The sequence below is a fragment of the Lentibacillus persicus genome, from assembly GCF_900112705.1.
Classification (GTDB): Bacteria; Bacillota; Bacilli; order Bacillales; family Amphibacillaceae; genus Lentibacillus; species Lentibacillus persicus.
Genome location: NZ_FOMR01000012.1, coordinates 23143 through 41266 on the forward strand (window position 1 = coordinate 23143; position 18124 = coordinate 41266).

Sequence of the window (18124 nt, forward strand, 5' to 3'; positions counted from 1 at the left end):
AAGGAGATGAACGTTTTGGGTAAAACATTTGAAGGAAGTCTTGTCGGATCGGACCTGAAGATTGGTATTGTTGTAGCGCGGTTTAATGATTTCATTACAAGCAAGTTGCTGGAAGGCGCATCCTCTTCCTTAAAACGGCAGGGTGTCAAAGAAGAAAACATTGATATTGCCTGGGTGCCCGGTGCCTTTGAGATCCCGGTAGTTGCCGAAAAAATGGCGGTCAAGGATGAATATGATGGCGTGGTGACACTTGGTGCGGTTATCCGTGGTTCGACACCACATTTTGACTATGTCTGCAGTGAAGCGGCGAAGGGTATCTCCAATGCCGCATCACGTTCCGGAAAACCGGTTATTTTCGGAGTGCTTACGACCGAAACGATTGAACAGGCGATTGAACGAGCGGGAACAAAAGCGGGCAATAAAGGAGCAGAAGCAGCTGCTGCAGTTATTGAAACCGTAAATGTCATGAAAGAATTGGATTAAGACTGAAATCCCAGGCATGATTTTTACCTTTTAACTTCAGACATACCAGCTTTCATTGCAGATTTTTCATAATGGCAATGAAGCCTTCAATACGATAAACTGGGGATAGAGAGTTTTATACTTTTATCCCGCATGTAAGGGACAGTAACCTGCCGAAGAACGGCAGCTAACTGTCCCTAAATGTCCGATTCTGTTCGGGCCCGCAGGACGCGGGTCACAAAGGCGTTGCCACAGGACGTGGCGAGCTTAGCCTTTGTTCCACTTAATCAGTGAAGAAAACCACTTCACTGATTGAAGATTCACTTTATCCCACATGTAAAGGACAATAAGCCGTCAAAGTACGCCGGCTAACTGTCCCTAAATGTCCGATTCTGTTCAACTAACATTCAGCGGGAAAAGGCATTCCGCTGAATGAAGTTTCACTTTATGTCTGGGGGGATCATCATTAAATTTTTTGTTTATCAAATACTCGGTTTGGGTGTTATCTGGATCGGGATGGCATTCTTTTTTCAGGAAATGGATCAAATCAGTAAATTAATCTTTTATGCTGTCACGTCATGGCTGTTATTTTTAATTGTCATTTTAATAAAACAGCTGATTAAAAATCATAAAAATGATGATGATTCAACAATAGGAAGGTAATTAATATGCTCACAGTCGAAAATTTATATAAATCATACGGTGACAAAACGTTACTGAATAATATTTCATGCATCATCAAACCAAATGCCAGAATCGGGTTGATTGGTGTTAACGGCACCGGGAAATCAACGTTTTTAAAGGTGCTTGCAGGGATTGACACTGCGGAAAAAGGTACGATTGATCATCCCAAAAATTATCAAATCGAATATCTGGCCCAGGAACCTCAACTCGAAGAAGAACTGACTGTAATTGAACAGATTTATTATGGGGAAGCCCTCATGATGAAAGTGATGCGTGAATATGAACAGGTGCTGCTTGATATGCAGCATAACCCGGAAAATGAGAAAAACCAGGAACGGTTACTGGAAAAGCAGCAGCAGATGGATCAAGTGGAAGCATGGGAAGCTAACACAGCTGCCAAGACGGTTCTTACGAAGTTAGGAATTACTGACTATCACAAACAGGTGGCCGAACTGTCAGGCGGCCAAAAAAAACGCGTTGCCATAGCAAAAGCGCTGATACAGCCCGCCGACCTATTAATTCTTGATGAGCCGACCAACCATCTTGATAACGAAACGGTAGACTGGCTGGAGAACTACTTGGCGTCGTATAAAGGCTCTTTACTGTTGGTTACGCACGACCGCTACTTTTTGAACCGAGTCACCAATAAGATTTATGAATTGGATAAAGGTAACCTTTATATTTACGAAGGTAATTATGAATTATTCCTGGAGAAAAAAGCCGAACGGGAAGCATTAGAGAAAAGTTATGAAGAGAAACATCAAAATACGCTGCGCCGTGAACTTGCCTGGCTGAAAAGCGGTCCTAAAGCGAGAGGAACGAAACAAAAAGCACGTGTCGAGCGGGTGCAGGAAATGAAAAAGCAAACATTTGACACGAAATCGCAGGACGTCTCGTTTGAAGCGGGTTCAACCAGGCTGGGAAACAAAGTGCTGGAACTGGAAGGCATTGAAAAAAGCTATGAATCAGGAACACTCATTAAAAATTTTGACTTTATGGTTGTTCCAGGTGACCGTCTTGGTATTGTTGGACCGAACGGCACGGGTAAAACCACTTTATTGGATATGATGGCAGGCAGAACGGAACCTGACAAAGGTGAAATTGAGACAGGTCAAACGGTTAAAATCGGCTATTATACACAAGGTGACGAAGAGCTGGATGGCGATAAACGAATCATTGAATATATTCGTGAGACCGCTGAGGTTGTCCATACAAAAAATGGAGGGGTTATCACAGCAGAACAAATGCTGGAACGGTTTTTATTCTCCCGGCGAGAACAGTGGAACTATATACGCAAGTTATCCGGCGGGGAGCGAAGACGCCTCTTTTTGCTGAAAGTTCTTATGCAAGAGCCAAACGTTCTGCTGCTGGACGAGCCGACCAACGACCTGGATACACAGACGCTTGGGGTGCTGGAAGAGTACTTGGACCATTTCCCCGGCGTTGTTATTACAGTATCGCACGACAGGTATTTCCTCGATCGCGTTATTAATCATATGCTGGTGTTTAAAGAAAACGGCCCCATTGAGCATTTTTACGGCAATTACAGTGAATTGCTCGAGCGTGACAAGCATCAGGAAAAGCAGACATCCAAAACAACTGGAAAAACGCAAAAGAAACCTGTGCAAAAGAAGAAAATGTCTTATCATGATAAAATTGAATGGGAAACGATTGAAGATGATATAACAGAGCTGGAAACGAAGCTGGAAGAGCTTGAAGGGCAAATAGCCGGCGCGGGGAGTGACGCCGGTAAAGTCCAGGAACTTTTTAATGAGCAGCAAAAGATAGAGGAAAAACTGGAATCCAAAATGGAACGCTGGGAACAACTTTCCATTTTGGCCGAAGAACTGAACCAATAATCGTGGAATGGTTTGTGCAATCAACTGAAATGCATTATTTTGATGATTAAACTGTATTTTATCCCATTTTATGTTTAATTTATGTGGTATTACGGAAAATAAGAATGATATAATGTATAAAATTTGAGGAGGCACTAGAATGAAATTATTCCAGGTTAGAAAAGGACAGTTCGTTTATTACAAAAATGAACTTCATAAAGTTTATTCAGTTAAACCAATGTTCAAGCAATCTGTACATCTCTATCGCTTGAAAGATATGCAGCAGGATATAACGAGTGCCGGCAATATTGAGCCCTGCCGTCCAAAACATAACGATTCATTTATTTTTTACGGTAAGCGTTACACGATTGATAAAAATAGAAAGCCTGAGCCAGGCGATTTTATCTTAATCATAAAACCGGCGCCCGATTTTCTGGATCATTATTCGCTCAACGAAATTGAAAAAGTAGACAATGTTGAAGATGGAAATGTTGTTACGACGCGTGATAATGGTGTTAAACACAGTGAATATGTTGTCATGGTTCCGGGAAAACAAGAAGGCAGCGAAGATATAGCCTATTATGATAAGCAGCTTGTGTCAGAAGCGCAGCTGGAAGAAGATGAATCAGCGGGAATCATCACCCAAAATGAAAACTTCGAAAAGCCTGTTGTCGGTGATATTTATTTCGATATACAAAATGATACAAAAGCGATGGTTGTAGCAATTAACGAGCATGAAGTCTATTTGGGTCATAATGTGACAGTTGATCTTAATGATTTAATGGATGATGAAAAATACAGGTTAATTTATCGATTTGAAGAAGGATTTTAAGCGTTTATTGCGTTTTATAGAATTGTTAATGAATAACATAGAAAAGGGAGCACTATTCAGCGGGAGGTGCTTCTTTTGTGTTGGATATAAAAAAGCCTCGGCACACCTGTAAGAAAAGGAGGGAGTGCCGAGGTTTGTTAATTAGGCGTTCAGTTTGCTGATTGCTTTATAGCCTATGACATTGACAGGATCTTTCGGTGATGAATATGGCGGTGCGTAGCCCAGTTCTAATTCAGGAAGCATCCGCACGGACATTTTTCCTTTCATAGCTGTCGCCAGGACAGCCAATCGTTTATCGGCACCTTCTCTCCCAATCACTTGAGCCCCGTAAATGAGCCCGGATTTTGCATCGAACAGAATTTTGATGCAAATTTTCTCAGCGCCGGGATAATAGCCGGCATGTGAGAGCGCTTCGTGCGTCACTGTTTTGATATCGTAATCCAACTGATCCAATACCGCAGTGTTTAAGCCTGCAGAGCCAACTGTTAAATCGAAAACTTTAAAAATTGAAGTCCCTTGAACGCCGGAATATTCAATTGGTTTCCCTTGAATATGGCTGGCTGCAATGATTGCCTGTCGGTGAGCAGGTCCTGCCAGTGCAACGTGTCTTGGTATCCCGGTCAGGTAGTCGTTTGTTTCAATAACATCGCCTATGGCGTAAATATCCGGATCGTTCGTTTGCATATAATTATTCACTTTAATGGCGCCGGTCTCACCTAATTCTAACGCGCTTGATTCAGCCAGCTTTTTATTCGGCCGGATTCCGGCAGCCATGATGGTCATGTCAGCCTGCAAGCTTTTGCCACTACCTAAGTTCAGGGTCGTGCCATTATTGGAAAACGAGTTAAGCTCTTCATTTAAGAGCAGATGAACCCCTTTTGATGTAATATGGTGTTCAATCATTTCTGCCATGTCTTTATCCACCAGTTTCATGACTTGTTCAGAGCGGTCAACAATTGTACAGTCAATACCCAATGCCTTTAAATTTTCCACCATCTCCAGTCCGACGAAACCAGCACCGACAATAGCGCACGTCTGAGGCTGATGTGTCTGGATAAAATTCTGAATCGCATCCATGTCCGGAATCGTGTGGAGTGTGAATATGCGTTCCTCATTATAACCATCAATGTCAGGTTTGACGGCAGAGGCGCCAGGGGCGAGTACAAGTTTGTCATAAGGTGCGTTGTGTTCCCCTGAAGCGTCCCTGTATGTCACCTGTTTATTTTCACGGTCGATAGCGGTCACTTCTGAATTTGTTTGAAGGTTAATATTGTATTTGTCGGCGAATTTATCACTATTCACAAGCAATTGTTTTCGTTTTTCGACTTCGCCGCCAATATAATATGGCATGCCACAGGTAGAGAATGCAATGTGCTCGTCTTTATCAAACAACGTGATGTCAGAATTCTGATCATTCCGCCGTACTTGGGTGGCAATGTTGGCACCGCCCGCGACTCCGCCAACGATGATGATTTTTTGTCCCATATGTGTATACCTCCCTTTCATTATAAATTCCCTGTTACTATTATTTTAATCCTAGAGTCTATCTGGACTGGGTTGAGGAAGCCTGCCGTGCAGACTCCCTGGCATTAAAGAATTCCCAGTGAATTTAAAAACACAATAACGATCGTAACCGGCACGAGCCAGCGCATAATTTGAAACCAAAGCTGGTATGCACTGTGGGACAGATTGTTGGCATAGGAAAATTCCTGCTTCATCAGTGCTTTGTCCATTCTGATACCAATAAATAATGCCATCATGAGGCATCCGGCCGGGAGCATGATATTGCTTACAAGAAAGTCACTGGCGTCAAAGACCGTTTTTCCAAAGATTTGAAAGTCTGCCAAAACACTTGAAGAAAGAGCAGCGGGAATGCCTGCGATAAAGACAATTACCCCTGATATCCATGTAACTTTTACGCGTGATATGTTTTTGCGTGCAGTGACCGCAGCTGTCATAATCTCAAGCATGCTGAATGCAGATGTGAAAATAGCAAACAAAAACAATAACAGAAACAGTGTCAGAAACAATTCACCGAGGGGCATTTGCGCGAAAGCGGCCGGCAGGACCATGAATAATAGCCCTGGGCCCTCTGTCGGCTCCAGCCCAAATGAAAAGACCACCGGAAATATGGCGAGCCCGGCTAAAAGTGAAACAAAGATGTTCATGATGGACACTGATGCAGCTGAAAACGGAAGACTCACGTCTTTACCGAGGTAGGAGCTGTATGTCACCATGACGGAAAAACCGACCGCCAATGCGAAAAATGACTGACCGAGCGCATATAAAATGCCTTCTGCCGTAATTTTTGAAAAATCCGGCTGCAGAAAGAACCTGAGGCCTTCTGCTGCACCTTCAAATGTAATCGACCGGATAACCAGTATAATGAAAAAGATAAATAATAAAGGCATCATCACTTTACTGGCTTTTTCAATGCCCGCTTTAATACCAAATGAAACAATAATGACAGCGATAATTAAAAATAAAGCATGACCGGAAATGGCTATAAGCGGATTCCCGGTTATCATTCCGAATAGTTGTTCATAGTTGGCCCCCTCGGATATGACGGAGCCAAACAACGACATGACACTGTATATAAGCACCCAGCCGCCGACAACACTGTAAAATGACAAAAGTATAAATGAACCGGCGACACCCCAATAACCGATGACCCGCCAGCTGCTGCCGGGCGCAAGTTTTTGAAATGCACTGACAGCTTCTTTCTGGGCACCGCGTCCAATGATAAATTCAGTAATTAACAGGGGTAGCCCGATGATTAACGTAAATGCGATAAAAAGCAGGAAAAAAGCGCCGCCCCCGTTCATCCCTGTCATATAAGGGAACTTCCATATAGCTCCGAGGCCGATTGCCGCACCTGCCGATGATAAAATAAATCCAATTCGTGATGACCAATGATCGCTCATAGTTAGTTCCTTTCCAATTTAAAATGTAACCAATATTATATACCATGTCAGCCGCCGGCCACAAATACATACGCATCAAGGTAAGCCGGCCGGCGAAACTTCTGTCAAAAATCCCTGGGTATCGGGGAGCAGAAGTCAACGCAGAACCTCTCGTTTAGGGCAATAATATCCGCTGCTGCTTTTTAGCCAGCTTGGCGCAGTACGGCACGGACCGGGCTGCCATCAGCGCCACTGATGGCAAGCGGCAGCGCAATGAGTTCATAGCGGCCGGGCGTAATATGATCAAGCATCAGGTTTTCCAGAATAAAAATATCGTGCCGGTAAAGCGCTTGGTGTGTCGCTAAATCTTGACTCTCCGGCGGGTCAACAGAAGGCATATCAACACCGAGCAGTTTGACCCCGTTTTCATGTAAGAATTCTGCAATACTTGTGTCCAGCTCCGGCATTTGTTCGGGAAACCGTTCCGGATTATTGGGCAGCGATGTATGCAGCAGAACACGTGTCACACCATGTAGATTAAACGCCTGAAGCGTTTCGGCGGTAATTTTCTCAGTGTGGCTGACATCAAGCACAATGGCTTCACCGATATACAGGTTTAAGTCCAGTTGATCAACTGTTTTGCCGTTGCTGTCGTAGTGGAATGGCGCGTCTATATGGGTGCCGGTGTGGACGCTGCCGGCAATTTGCCCAACATTGACCAAGCCGGTTTGTTTTTTTGTATGCGTGAATGAATAGTCAAACGGCATATCACCAGGAAAGTGGGCCATGTCATTTGTCAGCGGCTGTGATATATCAATCCATTTTGGTTTTGTCATCCGGCAATGATGCTCCTTTCGTATTTGTATAATTAGATCTTTCTTTATCATAACAGTGAAATGAACTGTATGGAATGTTGACAAACCGAGAAGGGATTTTCGGGAAGATGTTTCATATCTTGAGCTGATGTTTCCGTTCTCCGGCCCATATATTTGTTCTCCGGCACATATTTCTGTTCTCCGGCCCATATATTTGTTCTCCGGCACATATTTCTGCTTTCCGCCCATGTTTGATATTTTGAACGTATTATCGCAAAGTACGTCGTTGTTATGGATTTTGTGCCAAAGTCAGCTGCTATTTTATATTGATCGTTTACAAACTGTTGTAATTTTTCAGACGATGGTTTACACTTAACACAGATATTTATTTGAAATGTTGTTTCATTAAATGAAATGGAGGTGTGCCATGTCATTTGTCTCGGATAAAGTCAGTAATTTGCCGCCCTATTTATTTTCCGAATTAAACCAAAAGAAAACAGCGCTTCAGGCAAAGGGTGTGGACGTCATTGATTTGGGAATCGGGGCACCGGATTTGCCGACGCCTGATTTTGTTATCAACCGATTAATTAAAGAGTCACAGGTTGCTGCCAATCACGGCTATTCGGTTTATAACGGTTCTAAGGAATTCAGAGAAGCAGTCGCTCACTTTTACAAGACCCACTACAAGGTGGAATTGGATCCTGAGACTGAAGTACTTGCTGTGATCGGTTCAAAGGAGGGTATCGCTAATTTAATGCAGGCAACTGTCAATCCGGGAGAAATAGTGCTGGTGCCGGACCCGGGTTATCCGGTATACAGGACAGCCGTACATTTAGCAGGCCTGGAAAGTGAGACATTACCGCTCGATGAGGCGAACGGCTATAAACCGTTATATAGCCATATCGATCCTAACGTTATTAATCGATCGGCCTTAATGTTATTGAATTACCCGAATAACCCGACCGCGGCCATTGCTGATTACAACACTTTTTTGAAAGCGATTGCATTTGCCAGGAAAAATCAGCTTTTACTGGTGCACGATGCGGCCTATGACTTGCTTACATTTAATGGGTACAAATCACCCAGCGTAATGCAAGTGCCTGAAGCAAAAGAATGGGCGGTGGAGTTTGGCTCATTGTCGAAGAATTTTAATATGGCCGGATGGCGCATCGGCTATGCGGTTGGCAATAAGAACGTTATAAAGGCGCTTTCCACCATTAAAAGCAACATTGACACCAGTCAGTTTCTTCCTATTCAAAAAGCTGCTGCTACTGCTTTAAAAAGTGACTTCTCAGCAGTTGATAACCATAAAAAAATCTATGAAAAACGAATGGAAACGATGTATGCGGCGTTACACAGGCTGGGTATTCAGGCAGATAAACCGAATGGAACAATCTTTCTCTGGGCGAAAGTTCCGCAAGGTTATACATCTATGTCATTTGCCGAAAAATTACTTGACGAAGCGGGTGTTATTGTTACTCCCGGAAATGCGTTCGGCTCGAAAGGCGAAGGTTATTTCAGGGTGGCGCTCACCGTTACGGTGGAGCGATTGAAAGAAGTCATCAGCCGAATAGAACAGTTGAATTTAAATGAGGTGATACATTAAATGGAGACAGGTGTCCGAACGCGTAAAACCGTGACAGGCGGACAGGCGATCGTTGAGTGTATGAAAATTGAAGGTGTCCGTGAGTGCTTCTGTGTTCCCGGTGAAAGTTATTTGCCATTGCTTGATGCACTGTATGATGAAGAAAGTATTAACCTGATAGCCGCTCGTCATGAAAGTGGTGCAGCGTTTATGGCAGAAGGCTATGCGAAAAGAGCATTAAAGCCCGGAATCGTAATGGCAACAAGGGGCGTTGGCGCCTCCAATCTTTCTATAGGTGTTCACACCGCCTACCAGGACTCGACGCCGATGGTTGTATTTTTGGGGCAGGTGCACAGTAAGAACCGGGGCAGGGAAGGGTTCCAGGAGATTGATCTTGATCAGTATTTCGGACATATTGCCAAATGGGCTGTTGAAGTGAAGGATGCTGCTCGGATAGCTGAGATCACACAGCGTGCTTTCCGAATTGCGAAAACCGGAAGACCGGGGCCTGTTGTAGTGTCCCTGCCTGAAGATATATTGCCCCGAAAAGCCGAAATGGTGTTTAGTCCGGCGACTGTCCTCCCTCAGCCAGTCCCGGCCAAAGAGGAGATTAACCATATCAAGCAATTGCTTTCTGCAGCTAAAAAGCCGCTTATTATTGCCGGCGGAGGGGTAAAAAGTGCCGGTGCAGAAGAAAAATTGATCACATTTGCAGAAGCGTATCATTTGCCTGTTGTGGCGGCGTTTCGCAGACAGGACGTTTTTCCGAATCATCACCCGCTCTATGCCGGCCATTTAGGTCTTGGGACGAACCCAAGGATTTTAAAAACTGTCGAGGAAGCAGATACAATCCTTGCCATCGGCACCCGCCTTTCGGAAGTAACCACACAAGACTACGAAATTATCACACCGGAGAAAAAACTAATCCACGTTGATATCAGTTTTGAAACAATCGGTAAAGTGTTCGCCCCCGACGCCGGCATTGTGGCGGACGCCGGTGAAGCATTGCAAGCATTAACGGATATCGGCATTCAAACCAGCTGGCAAACGTGGGCAGATGAACGCAGGCGTGCATTTGAAGAGGTGAGCTCGCTCGATGTATCGCATAAAGACACTATATACAAGCATATAGTGGCACTGATGGAAGATATTTTGCCAGATGATGCTTTTTTGACCAATGACGCCGGAAATTTTGCCGGCTGGCTGCATGCTTATTACCCGTTCAAAAATAAACAGACGTATACAGGGCCCACTTCCGGTGCCATGGGGTACGGGTTACCATCAGCAATAGGAGCAAAGCGTGCCGAACCTGGTAAACCGGTCATCGCTTTGGCAGGCGATGGTGGTTTCATGATGACGATGCAGGAACTCGAAACGGCGGTCAGGTATCAGATTCCTGTCATCAGTATCGTATTTAATAATCAAATGTATGGAACCATCCGGATGCACCAGGAGATGAACTATCCGGAAAAAGTGATCGGCACTGATTTGGGAAAGGTCTCTTTCAAAGGTGTAGCTGAAAGTGTAGGAGCGGACGGTTATTTAACCAATACGCCAAATGAATTTGCGAAAGCACTTAAACAGGCATTGTCGAAAAACGCGCCGGCTGTAATCGAAATTATGACGGAGAAAGAACAGATTTCCGTTTCTTCCACGATTTCACAACTCCGTGATCGTGCTGAAAATAAAGAATAGATTATCAATAATAGGAGGTATTATCATGCGAGAAGCACTGCTGAATACGAAAAAGCTGCAAAATTTTATCGACGGTGAATGGTTGGAAGCACGTGAAGCGGCCCCTGTTGTTAACCCGGCAAACGGTGAAACAATCGTGGATGTGCCCTTATCAAAAGGTGAGGATGTCAATAAAGCTGTGCTGGCAGCAAAAAAAGCACAAAAGGAATGGGCACTGGTACCCGCACCACAGCGGGCTGAAGTGTTATTTACAGCAGGTCAAATGATGAAAGAGCGAAAAGAACATCTTTCCAAGCTTTTGACAATGGAAAACGGCAAGGTGCTTGAGGAAGCACGCGGAGAGGTCCAGGAAGGGATTGACATGGCATTTTATATGGCCGGTGAAGGGCGCCGTCTATTCGGTCATACAACACCGGCAGAGCTGCCAAATAAATTTTCCATGAGTCAGCGTGCCCCTGTTGGTGTTGTCGGTATCATCACTCCGTGGAACTTTCCGATTGCAATCGCAACCTGGAAGTCGTTTCCGGCAATCGTTGCAGGGAATGCAGTTATCTGGAAGCCGGCAACCGAAACACCCATCATGGCATTTGAATTGGCAAAGATCTTGGAAGAAGCAGGTCTTCCAAAAGGTGTGCTGAACGTTGTATATGGCAAGGGATCTGAAGTGGGCGATGCGATGGTGCATCATGATGATATTCGGGTCATTTCCTTTACAGGGTCCAATGAAACCGGCCGCCATATTGCGAGTGAGTGCGGCAAACAATTGAAGAAAGTTTCGTTGGAGATGGGCGGCAAGAACGCCATTACCGTTATGGATGATGCTGATCTTGATCTGGCAGTAGAGGGTATTATCTGGAGTGCATACGGAACAAGCGGTCAGCGATGCACTGCAGCAAGCCGTGTCATCGTCCACGAAAATGTGAAGGAAAAGGTAGAGGAGCGGCTGCTTGCTCAAATTGAGAAACTGACAATCGGTGATGGCCTCGATGAATCAAATAAAGTAGGACCAATTATTAATAAAGCCGGGCTTGAAAAAATTGAAAAGTATATACAAATCGGCAAAGAAGAAGGCGCCAAATTAATGGCTGGCGGCTATGTGCTAGATAATGATAACTATGCGGCTGGCCATTATTTCGCACCAACCTTGTTCACGGACTGTACAGCGGATATGCGCATATCGCAGGAAGAAATCTTCGGTCCGGTAATTTCATTAATTCCGGTAAAAAGTTTTGAAGAAGCAATCGAAGTGAACAATGGCGTGAAATACGGACTGTCGAGCTCGATTTTTACAACCGATGCCAACAGGGTTTTCCAGGCCCAGCGTGACCTTGATACAGGAATCGTTTATGTTAATGCAGGAACCACAGGAGCAGAAATACACCTTCCGTTTGGCGGTACAAAAGGCACAGGCAATGGTCACCGCGACTCAGGCGTTCAGGCACTTGATGTATTTACGGAGTGGAAAGCTGTCTATATCGATTACAGCGGCAAGCTTCAACGTGCACAGATTGATACGGAGTAAGCTCTTTTTTAAAGTGCCGGATATGACAAAGGGAGAGGACTCTCTCTGAAAATGCGGGGACAGTCCCCCTAAACGCAAAAAAGATTACAGGCAGGGAGTGGATGCGTGTGAAGATAGGTGTGCTTGGTTCCGGATTGATGGGAAAGGAAGCTGCACGGGATTTAGTACAAAGCGAAGGTGTAACAGCAGTTGGGTTGGCTGATATTAATATTGATGCGGCCGAACAAGTTGTTAATCAGCTTGGTTCACCTAAATTAACAGCTTACCAGGTCAACGCCAAAGACGAAGAGGAGCTTGGCAATTACATGCAGCAGTTTGACGTCGTTATTAATGCATTATTTTATTCATTTAACGAAATTGTTGCCCAAACGGCGATAAAAGCTGGCGTTCATTCAGTTGATTTGGGAGGGCACATTGGCCATGTAACCGATAAAGTGCTCGAAATGCATGACGATGCCCGGACAGCGGGCGTGACATTAATTCCGGATCTGGGTGTTGCTCCGGGTATGATTAATATTCTATCAGGCTATGGGGCAAGCAAGCTTGATAAATTGGATGAAATTAAGTTATATGTAGGGGGAATTCCGGTAAACCCTGAGCCGCCATTTGAGTATAACCATGTTTTTTCAATGGAAGGTGTTTTTGACCATTATACGGATCCGGCGCTGATTATACGTAATGGTATAAAACAAGAAATCGAATCGTTATCAGAAGTGGAACGTGTTCATTTTGAGAAATTCGGACCGCTTGAAGCGTTTCATACCTCCGGCGGGACATCAACACTATCATTCTCGTATCCTGATTTAAAAACACTGGAATATAAAACAATTCGCTATCCTGGTCACGCAGAGAAATTCAAACTTCTTGTTGATTTGAATTTGACGCGGATGGATTATTCAGTTGATGTGAATGGTCAGGAAATTAACCCGCGCGAAGTATTGCTTAAGGTGCTTGATCCAATCGTTGACTTGGGCGAGAAAGATGACGTGGTATTGCTGAGAGTAAAAGTGAAGGGTGAAAAGGCCGGCAACACCGAAGCCCATGAATTTGAAATGACAACGTATAAAGACCGCGAACATAATGTGACAGCGATGGCCCAAGCGACTGCGAACACGATATCAGTCGTGGCTCAGATGATTGCCGACGGTACTATAAGCAAACGTGGAGTTTATCCGCCCGAGCAAATTGTTCCCGGTGATGCCTATATCAAGAAAATGGCAAAAAGAGGCGTAAAGATTTGCGAATCCGGCAGCGATGCGAAAACACACGTAACAAGCTGATCATTTAATCTTACGAAAGCTTTAAAAAAACCAATTATAATTTGTAAATGTTTCTAATTATGAATACAGCAAGGAGTTTTCGTCATGAACCAAAGTGTCATTAAAGCTTTAAAATTACTTGACCATTTTTCAGCCGATACACCAGAATTGACATTAAAGGAAATCGCCGATAAGTCAAATCTTCCAAAGCCGACAGCATACAGGCTTTTATCATCACTTGAATCGAGCGGTCTTTTAACCAAAACTAAGGAAAACGAACATGACAGCAAATATCAATTGGGGCTGAAACTGCTGGAACTTGGTCAAATTGTTTCTGACCAGCTCGAAATCCGGCATATTGCGCTGCCTTTTATGCAGCAGCTTGCCCGCGACATAAATGAGGTTATTCATTTGGTTATTCGGGATCAGGATGAAGCTGTCTATATTGAAAAAGTGGACAGTTCACGAGCCTTAACGCTGAATACAAGAGTCGGCAAAAGCTCTCCACTTTATATGGGTTCAGGACCGAAGATGCTTCTGGCCCACATGCCGCGGGGTCGTCAGGAAGCAATCTTGGAGGATACCTCTAATAAAAAGAAACGGCTCCGGGAACTGCAAACGATTTATGAAACGAGTTATGCCTTCAGTATCGGGGAACAGGATCCTGATACAACTGGCATTTCGTTCCCTATTTATGACTACAGCAATCAAGTGGTTGCCGCATTGGCAGTAAGCGGTTTGTCAAGCCATTTTGAAGGTGAAAATCTGCAGGCGCTGAAGCAAAAAACAAAATCAACAGCTGAAACAATATCCAAAAAACTTGGCTTTCGTGAATCTGTTTACTAGCTGGAAGGGGCTGATACGAATGAATACGATATTTATTGCAGGACACGCCAGGCTGCCATCCGGAATGGCTGCCAGGAGCATGTATGAGACACTTACAATTACAGCTGAAATTGATAAGAAATACGGTGTTATCATTACCGCCAATTGTACACTCGCGACCGAGCACGGCAGAGACTTTATCCACCACCTGCTAAGAGGTCATAGTCTGCAGGATGGCGTTGATGAACCTGCTGAGGCGATGAAAGAACACTATCTCGGAAAGGCCGGCAATGCCCTTTTATCTGCGTTGTATGATTTGTACAGGCAGTATGAGCAATATAGGGAAAGTCTTGACTAGCAATCCTGATCTACAGCGATTCACCCGCAGACTACAGTGATTGCGTTTTAAACTATAGCGACTCCGGACAAAACTACAGCGATTCTGTCACAATCAACAGCCTCAATCTCAAAAAAGGATAGCTGCATTCCCCGGCAGGATGCAGCTATCCTTTTAATACTTAAACCTGTACCTGATTGCCTTCCCATGCTGGAAGCATTTTGTTTAATGGTTTATCCTCACGATAGCCCAGTGCGTAATCTGCCTGCATGAGTGTATGCACTTCCCGTGTTCCTTCGTATATAACAGGGGCTTTCGAGTTGCGCAAATAACGCTCAACCGGATATTCATCGGAGTAGCCATAGGCACCGTGGATTTGTACAGCATCGTCTGCAGCCTTGTTGGCAAAATCGCACGCCTGCCATTTGGCCATGGATGTTTCTTCGGTATTGCGTTTTCCTCTGTTTTTCAGTTCGCCGGCACGGTATACGAGCAGGCTGCTCATTTCAAGACCGGCCTTCATTTTGGCAATCATTTGCTGGACAAGCTGATGCTGACCAATGGGCTTGCCGAATGTTTCGCGCTCATTTGCGTATTGGACACTTGCTTCAAGGCAGGCGCGGATTTGTCCGACAGCACCTGCAGCAACCGTAAAGCGGCCATTATCGAGCGCGGCCATGGCAATTTTAAACCCTTCACCTTCTTCACCGAGCAGGTTTTCTTTGGGCACCTTCACGTGGTCAAAAAAGATCTCACCAGTATTCCCTGAGCGGATGCCGAGTTTTCCTTTCGTTGCTTTGGAATCAAATCCTTCCCAGCCGCGTTCAACGATAAAAGCCGAAATCCCCTTGTGACGTTTAGCTTTATCGGTATAAGCAAATACAAGAAAGTGGTCAGCTGTATCGCAAAGTGAAATCCAAGCTTTAGAGCCATTTAAAATATAATAATCGCCATCCTTGACTGCAGTGGATTGAAGCGAGGCAACATCCGAACCGGCACCAGGCTCTGTCAGACCGTAAGCACCGACTTTTTCACCCTTCGCCTGTGGCACGAGGTACTTCTGCTTTTGTTCTTCCGTCCCCCACTGCAGAAGTGTCATGCTGTTCAGCCCGGTATGAACGGAAACAGCTGTACGAAATGCCGTGTCGCCGCGCTCAAGCTCCTCACAAACAATGGCCAATGAATTATAATCCATCCCGCTTCCGCCATACCGCTCCGGGATGCAGACACCCATCAAACCAAGGTCAGCAAGCCGTTGCATAATGGCAGGATCAAATTGGCCTTTTCGGTCCCATTCGGCAATATAAGGCATGATTTCGTTGTCGACAAAGCTTCTGACCGTGCTGCGCAACATATTTTGTTCTTCTGAAAAATTAAAATCCATCGAATCATCTCCTAGTGTTTTTGTTTGGAAATCCCTAATTGTTCCAATAGCGAATCGGTGTGTTCGCCGGCATCAGGCGGGTGACGGCGTGTGTTCACCGGTGTACGTGATAGTTTCAAAGGACTGCCGATCATCCGGATACTGCCTGCTGTCGGGTGTTCACTGTTGATAAACATATCCCGCGCTTTCAGCTGTGGGTCTTTTACAACTTCATCAATAGATTGAATCGGGCCGCACGGGATGCTGTTTTTCTGAAGCTTCTCCTGCCAGAAAGCAGTCGATTCAGTTGAGAGCACCTCCTGCAGCAGCGGAATTAATACGCTGCGATTCTCAACACGGTCCGGGTTTGTCGTGAAGCGTTTATCTGATCCATATTCCGGTTTGCCCAACATCGTGCACAGCCGCTGAAATTGCTGATCGTTTCCTACTGCTATCACCATCTGACCGTCCTTGGTGTCGAATGTTTGATAAGGAACGATATTCGCATGCTGATTACCCAGCGCGGTTGGTTTCTTCTCTGCCATCAAATAATTGCTTCCAATATTAACAAGGGCACTGACAGCCGAATCATACAGTGAAAGGTCAATCTTTTGCCCTTTGCCGGAGTATGTGCGTTCCAAGAGCGCTCCCTGAATGCCGATGCAAGCGTATAGACCGGTTAAAATATCGGTAATGGCAACTCCGACTTTCTGCGGTCCGGACGCACTGTCACCGGTAATGCTCATTAACCCGCTCATCGCCTGAATAATGAAGTCATAGCCTGGCATATCTTTATAGGGTCCAGTTTCACCAAAGCCTGTGATGGTGCAGTAAACAAGTTCCGGGTTGATGTCTGCCAACGTTTCATAATCGAGACCAAGCCGATCCATCGTTCCGGTTTTAAAGTTGTTGATGACAACATCACTTCCACGGACAAGCTCCTTGATCGCCTTAATCCCTTCCTCGGATTTCAAATCAAGCGTTATACTTTTTTTGTTCCGATTGGCGCAAAGATAATAGGCACTTACGCCATTTTGAAAGGGCGGTCCCCATTTCCGTGTTTCGTCGCTGCCGCCGGGTGCTTCGACTTTAATAACGTCTGCACCGAGATCTCCGAGAATCATCGTGCAATATGGACCTGCCAGCACACGGGATAAGTCAAGGATTTTTATATTCTCAAGTGCTCCGGTCATTTCCTCACTCCTTTCATAAAAAATAAACCACTCCAAAAAGACCACAGGATTCTGCGCGTCAATTTGAACTGGCTTTTGTCTGTTGAATCAGAACTGGTGTTGAACTGTTAACAGATTAGGCAGTTTTTTGATTGTTTGTTAATAAGCATCATGGATTTGAGCGTGGAAAACGCTTTAGCATGATTAATAATAGTATATAGTATTCTGAAAAATATGTAAACCGTTTAGTAGTGATCCGTTGTAAAAGTTGCAGCGATTACCTTTGATTGGTCAGTCGTATCGGCCAGTTGATCACGAATCAGCCGGATATCCGATCGATCACTAACTTGATTCATTACATCGTGGTAGTGCGATTTATTCCGGTACACCGACTGCCCCAGGAAAATAGCTTCATTATCGTCTTTTGAAATGATATCGGTCAATCCTTTATAGTCATGATGGCCAATCAGACTGTCAGCCTGATAGGTTTTCTCTTCCAGGGAGCCATGTGACATATAAATTTCGCCAGCCTGGTGATTCATGTCGATAAACGTTTGGACATTTTCATGCTTAACCCGATATAGATAAATAAGTGTATACATATGACCACCCCTCCATCAATAATTCCATAAAAAAAGTAAAAATCCTTTTTACGGAAGGCAATTTTTTTAGCTGTTAACTAAAATAGTTACATTTTCGACACAAAACCCACGATCTACCGCGTACCTTGTGATATTACTCCCGGAAAAGACAGAAACATGGGCGGGGGAACGAAAATATGTGCCGGAGCGCGGGAATATGGGCGGGAGAACAAAAATATGTGCCGGAGCGC

General features: G+C 44.7%; 16 protein-coding genes. 10 read left to right on the plus strand and 6 right to left on the minus strand.

All coding sequences use genetic code 11. From position 1 onward, the window contains the following. The first annotated feature begins 6 nt into the window (after positions 1-6). The 4 genes from ribH (at position 7) to BMZ22_RS14110 (ending at position 3816) form a co-directional block, all read left to right on the plus strand. Complete coding sequence (gene ribH, locus BMZ22_RS14095; RefSeq protein ID WP_090086751.1) at positions 7-483, plus strand: 6,7-dimethyl-8-ribityllumazine synthase; 477 nt, start codon at positions 7-9, stop codon at positions 481-483. Between the two features lie 426 nt (positions 484-909). Continuing rightward, positions 910-1125 (plus strand): hypothetical protein, encoded by a 216-nt coding sequence (locus BMZ22_RS14100; protein ID WP_245745444.1) that lies wholly within the window; start codon positions 910-912, stop codon positions 1123-1125. Positions 1126-1130: 5 nt separating this feature from the next. Then, a complete protein-coding gene (locus BMZ22_RS14105) occupies positions 1131-3005 on the plus strand; it encodes an ABC-F family ATP-binding cassette domain-containing protein (protein WP_090086753.1) in 1875 nt (624 codons plus the stop codon). Positions 3006-3144: 139 nt separating this feature from the next. Further along, positions 3145-3816 carry a hypothetical protein gene (locus tag BMZ22_RS14110; protein ID WP_090086755.1) on the plus strand — a complete coding sequence of 224 codons (672 nt, stop codon included), beginning with the start codon at positions 3145-3147 and terminating at the stop codon, positions 3814-3816. 141 nt (positions 3817-3957) lie between these two features. Here the strand turns inward: BMZ22_RS14110 and BMZ22_RS14115 are convergent, their stop codons facing one another. From BMZ22_RS14115 to kynB, 3 genes are all read right to left on the minus strand, one after another. Further along, on the minus strand, positions 3958-5301 hold the full coding sequence (locus BMZ22_RS14115) for a CoA-disulfide reductase (RefSeq protein ID WP_090086757.1): 1344 nt from the start codon (positions 5299-5301) through the stop codon (positions 3958-3960). A 104-nt stretch (positions 5302-5405) separates the two neighbouring features. Next, complete coding sequence (locus BMZ22_RS14120; protein WP_090086759.1) at positions 5406-6740, minus strand: sodium-dependent transporter; 1335 nt, start codon at positions 6738-6740, stop codon at positions 5406-5408. Between the two features lie 182 nt (positions 6741-6922). Beyond that, positions 6923-7555 (minus strand): arylformamidase, encoded by a 633-nt coding sequence (gene kynB, locus BMZ22_RS14125; protein ID WP_090086761.1) that lies wholly within the window; start codon positions 7553-7555, stop codon positions 6923-6925. Positions 7556-7961: 406 nt separating this feature from the next. On the opposite strand from kynB, the gene BMZ22_RS14135 reads away from it, so the two are divergent. From BMZ22_RS14135 to BMZ22_RS14160, 6 genes are all read left to right on the plus strand, one after another. Beyond that, complete coding sequence (locus tag BMZ22_RS14135; protein ID WP_090086765.1) at positions 7962-9140, plus strand: LL-diaminopimelate aminotransferase; 1179 nt, start codon at positions 7962-7964, stop codon at positions 9138-9140. Next, complete coding sequence (locus tag BMZ22_RS14140; RefSeq protein ID WP_090086767.1) at positions 9141-10814, plus strand: thiamine pyrophosphate-dependent enzyme; 1674 nt, start codon at positions 9141-9143, stop codon at positions 10812-10814. A gap of 25 nt (positions 10815-10839) precedes the next feature. Next, on the plus strand, positions 10840-12336 hold the full coding sequence (locus BMZ22_RS14145; RefSeq protein WP_090086769.1) for an aldehyde dehydrogenase family protein: 1497 nt from the start codon (positions 10840-10842) through the stop codon (positions 12334-12336). Between the two features lie 83 nt (positions 12337-12419). Further along, the gene (locus BMZ22_RS14150) at positions 12420-13616 is read left to right on the plus strand and encodes a saccharopine dehydrogenase family protein (RefSeq protein WP_281242093.1); all 1197 of its coding nucleotides are present in this window, start codon (positions 12420-12422) and stop codon (positions 13614-13616) included. Positions 13617-13700: 84 nt separating this feature from the next. Next, complete coding sequence (locus tag BMZ22_RS14155; protein WP_090086774.1) at positions 13701-14441, plus strand: IclR family transcriptional regulator; 741 nt, start codon at positions 13701-13703, stop codon at positions 14439-14441. 19 nt (positions 14442-14460) lie between these two features. After that, positions 14461-14778 carry a DUF3870 domain-containing protein gene (locus BMZ22_RS14160; RefSeq protein ID WP_090086776.1) on the plus strand — a complete coding sequence of 106 codons (318 nt, stop codon included), beginning with the start codon at positions 14461-14463 and terminating at the stop codon, positions 14776-14778. Between the two features lie 160 nt (positions 14779-14938). Here BMZ22_RS14160 and BMZ22_RS14165 read toward each other — a convergent pair whose 3' ends face one another. The 3 genes from BMZ22_RS14165 to BMZ22_RS14175 form a co-directional block, all read right to left on the minus strand. Continuing rightward, on the minus strand, positions 14939-16141 hold the full coding sequence (locus BMZ22_RS14165) for an acyl-CoA dehydrogenase family protein (protein ID WP_090086778.1): 1203 nt from the start codon (positions 16139-16141) through the stop codon (positions 14939-14941). An 11-nt stretch (positions 16142-16152) separates the two neighbouring features. Next, a complete protein-coding gene (locus tag BMZ22_RS14170; protein WP_090086779.1) occupies positions 16153-17313 on the minus strand; it encodes a CaiB/BaiF CoA transferase family protein in 1161 nt (386 codons plus the stop codon). Positions 17314-17537: 224 nt separating this feature from the next. After that, positions 17538-17894, minus strand: coding sequence for a DUF1428 family protein (locus BMZ22_RS14175; RefSeq protein WP_090086781.1), 357 nt, complete (start codon positions 17892-17894; stop codon positions 17538-17540). Positions 17895-18124: the final 230 nt, after the last annotated feature.

Excerpts from the sequence above, each read along its gene's own strand:
- ribH (WP_090086751.1), top strand. The coding sequence starts at position 7 with ATGAACGTTTTGGGTAAAACATTTGAAGGAAGTCTTGTCGGATCGGAC.
- BMZ22_RS14100 (WP_245745444.1), top strand. The coding sequence starts at position 910 with ATGTCTGGGGGGATCATCATTAAATTTTTTGTTTATCAAATACTCGGT.
- BMZ22_RS14105 (WP_090086753.1), top strand. The coding sequence starts at position 1,131 with ATGCTCACAGTCGAAAATTTATATAAATCATACGGTGACAAAACGTTA.
- BMZ22_RS14110 (WP_090086755.1), top strand. The coding sequence starts at position 3,145 with ATGAAATTATTCCAGGTTAGAAAAGGACAGTTCGTTTATTACAAAAAT.
- BMZ22_RS14115 (WP_090086757.1), bottom strand. The coding sequence starts at position 5,301 with ATGGGACAAAAAATCATCATCGTTGGCGGAGTCGCGGGCGGTGCCAAC.
- BMZ22_RS14120 (WP_090086759.1), bottom strand. The coding sequence starts at position 6,740 with ATGAGCGATCATTGGTCATCACGAATTGGATTTATTTTATCATCGGCA.
- kynB (WP_090086761.1), bottom strand. The coding sequence starts at position 7,555 with ATGACAAAACCAAAATGGATTGATATATCACAGCCGCTGACAAATGAC.
- BMZ22_RS14135 (WP_090086765.1), top strand. The coding sequence starts at position 7,962 with ATGTCATTTGTCTCGGATAAAGTCAGTAATTTGCCGCCCTATTTATTT.
- BMZ22_RS14140 (WP_090086767.1), top strand. The coding sequence starts at position 9,141 with ATGGAGACAGGTGTCCGAACGCGTAAAACCGTGACAGGCGGACAGGCG.
- BMZ22_RS14145 (WP_090086769.1), top strand. The coding sequence starts at position 10,840 with ATGCGAGAAGCACTGCTGAATACGAAAAAGCTGCAAAATTTTATCGAC.
- BMZ22_RS14155 (WP_090086774.1), top strand. The coding sequence starts at position 13,701 with ATGAACCAAAGTGTCATTAAAGCTTTAAAATTACTTGACCATTTTTCA.
- BMZ22_RS14160 (WP_090086776.1), top strand. The coding sequence starts at position 14,461 with ATGAATACGATATTTATTGCAGGACACGCCAGGCTGCCATCCGGAATG.
- BMZ22_RS14165 (WP_090086778.1), bottom strand. The coding sequence starts at position 16,141 with ATGGATTTTAATTTTTCAGAAGAACAAAATATGTTGCGCAGCACGGTC.
- BMZ22_RS14170 (WP_090086779.1), bottom strand. The coding sequence starts at position 17,313 with ATGACCGGAGCACTTGAGAATATAAAAATCCTTGACTTATCCCGTGTG.
- BMZ22_RS14175 (WP_090086781.1), bottom strand. The coding sequence starts at position 17,894 with ATGTATACACTTATTTATCTATATCGGGTTAAGCATGAAAATGTCCAA.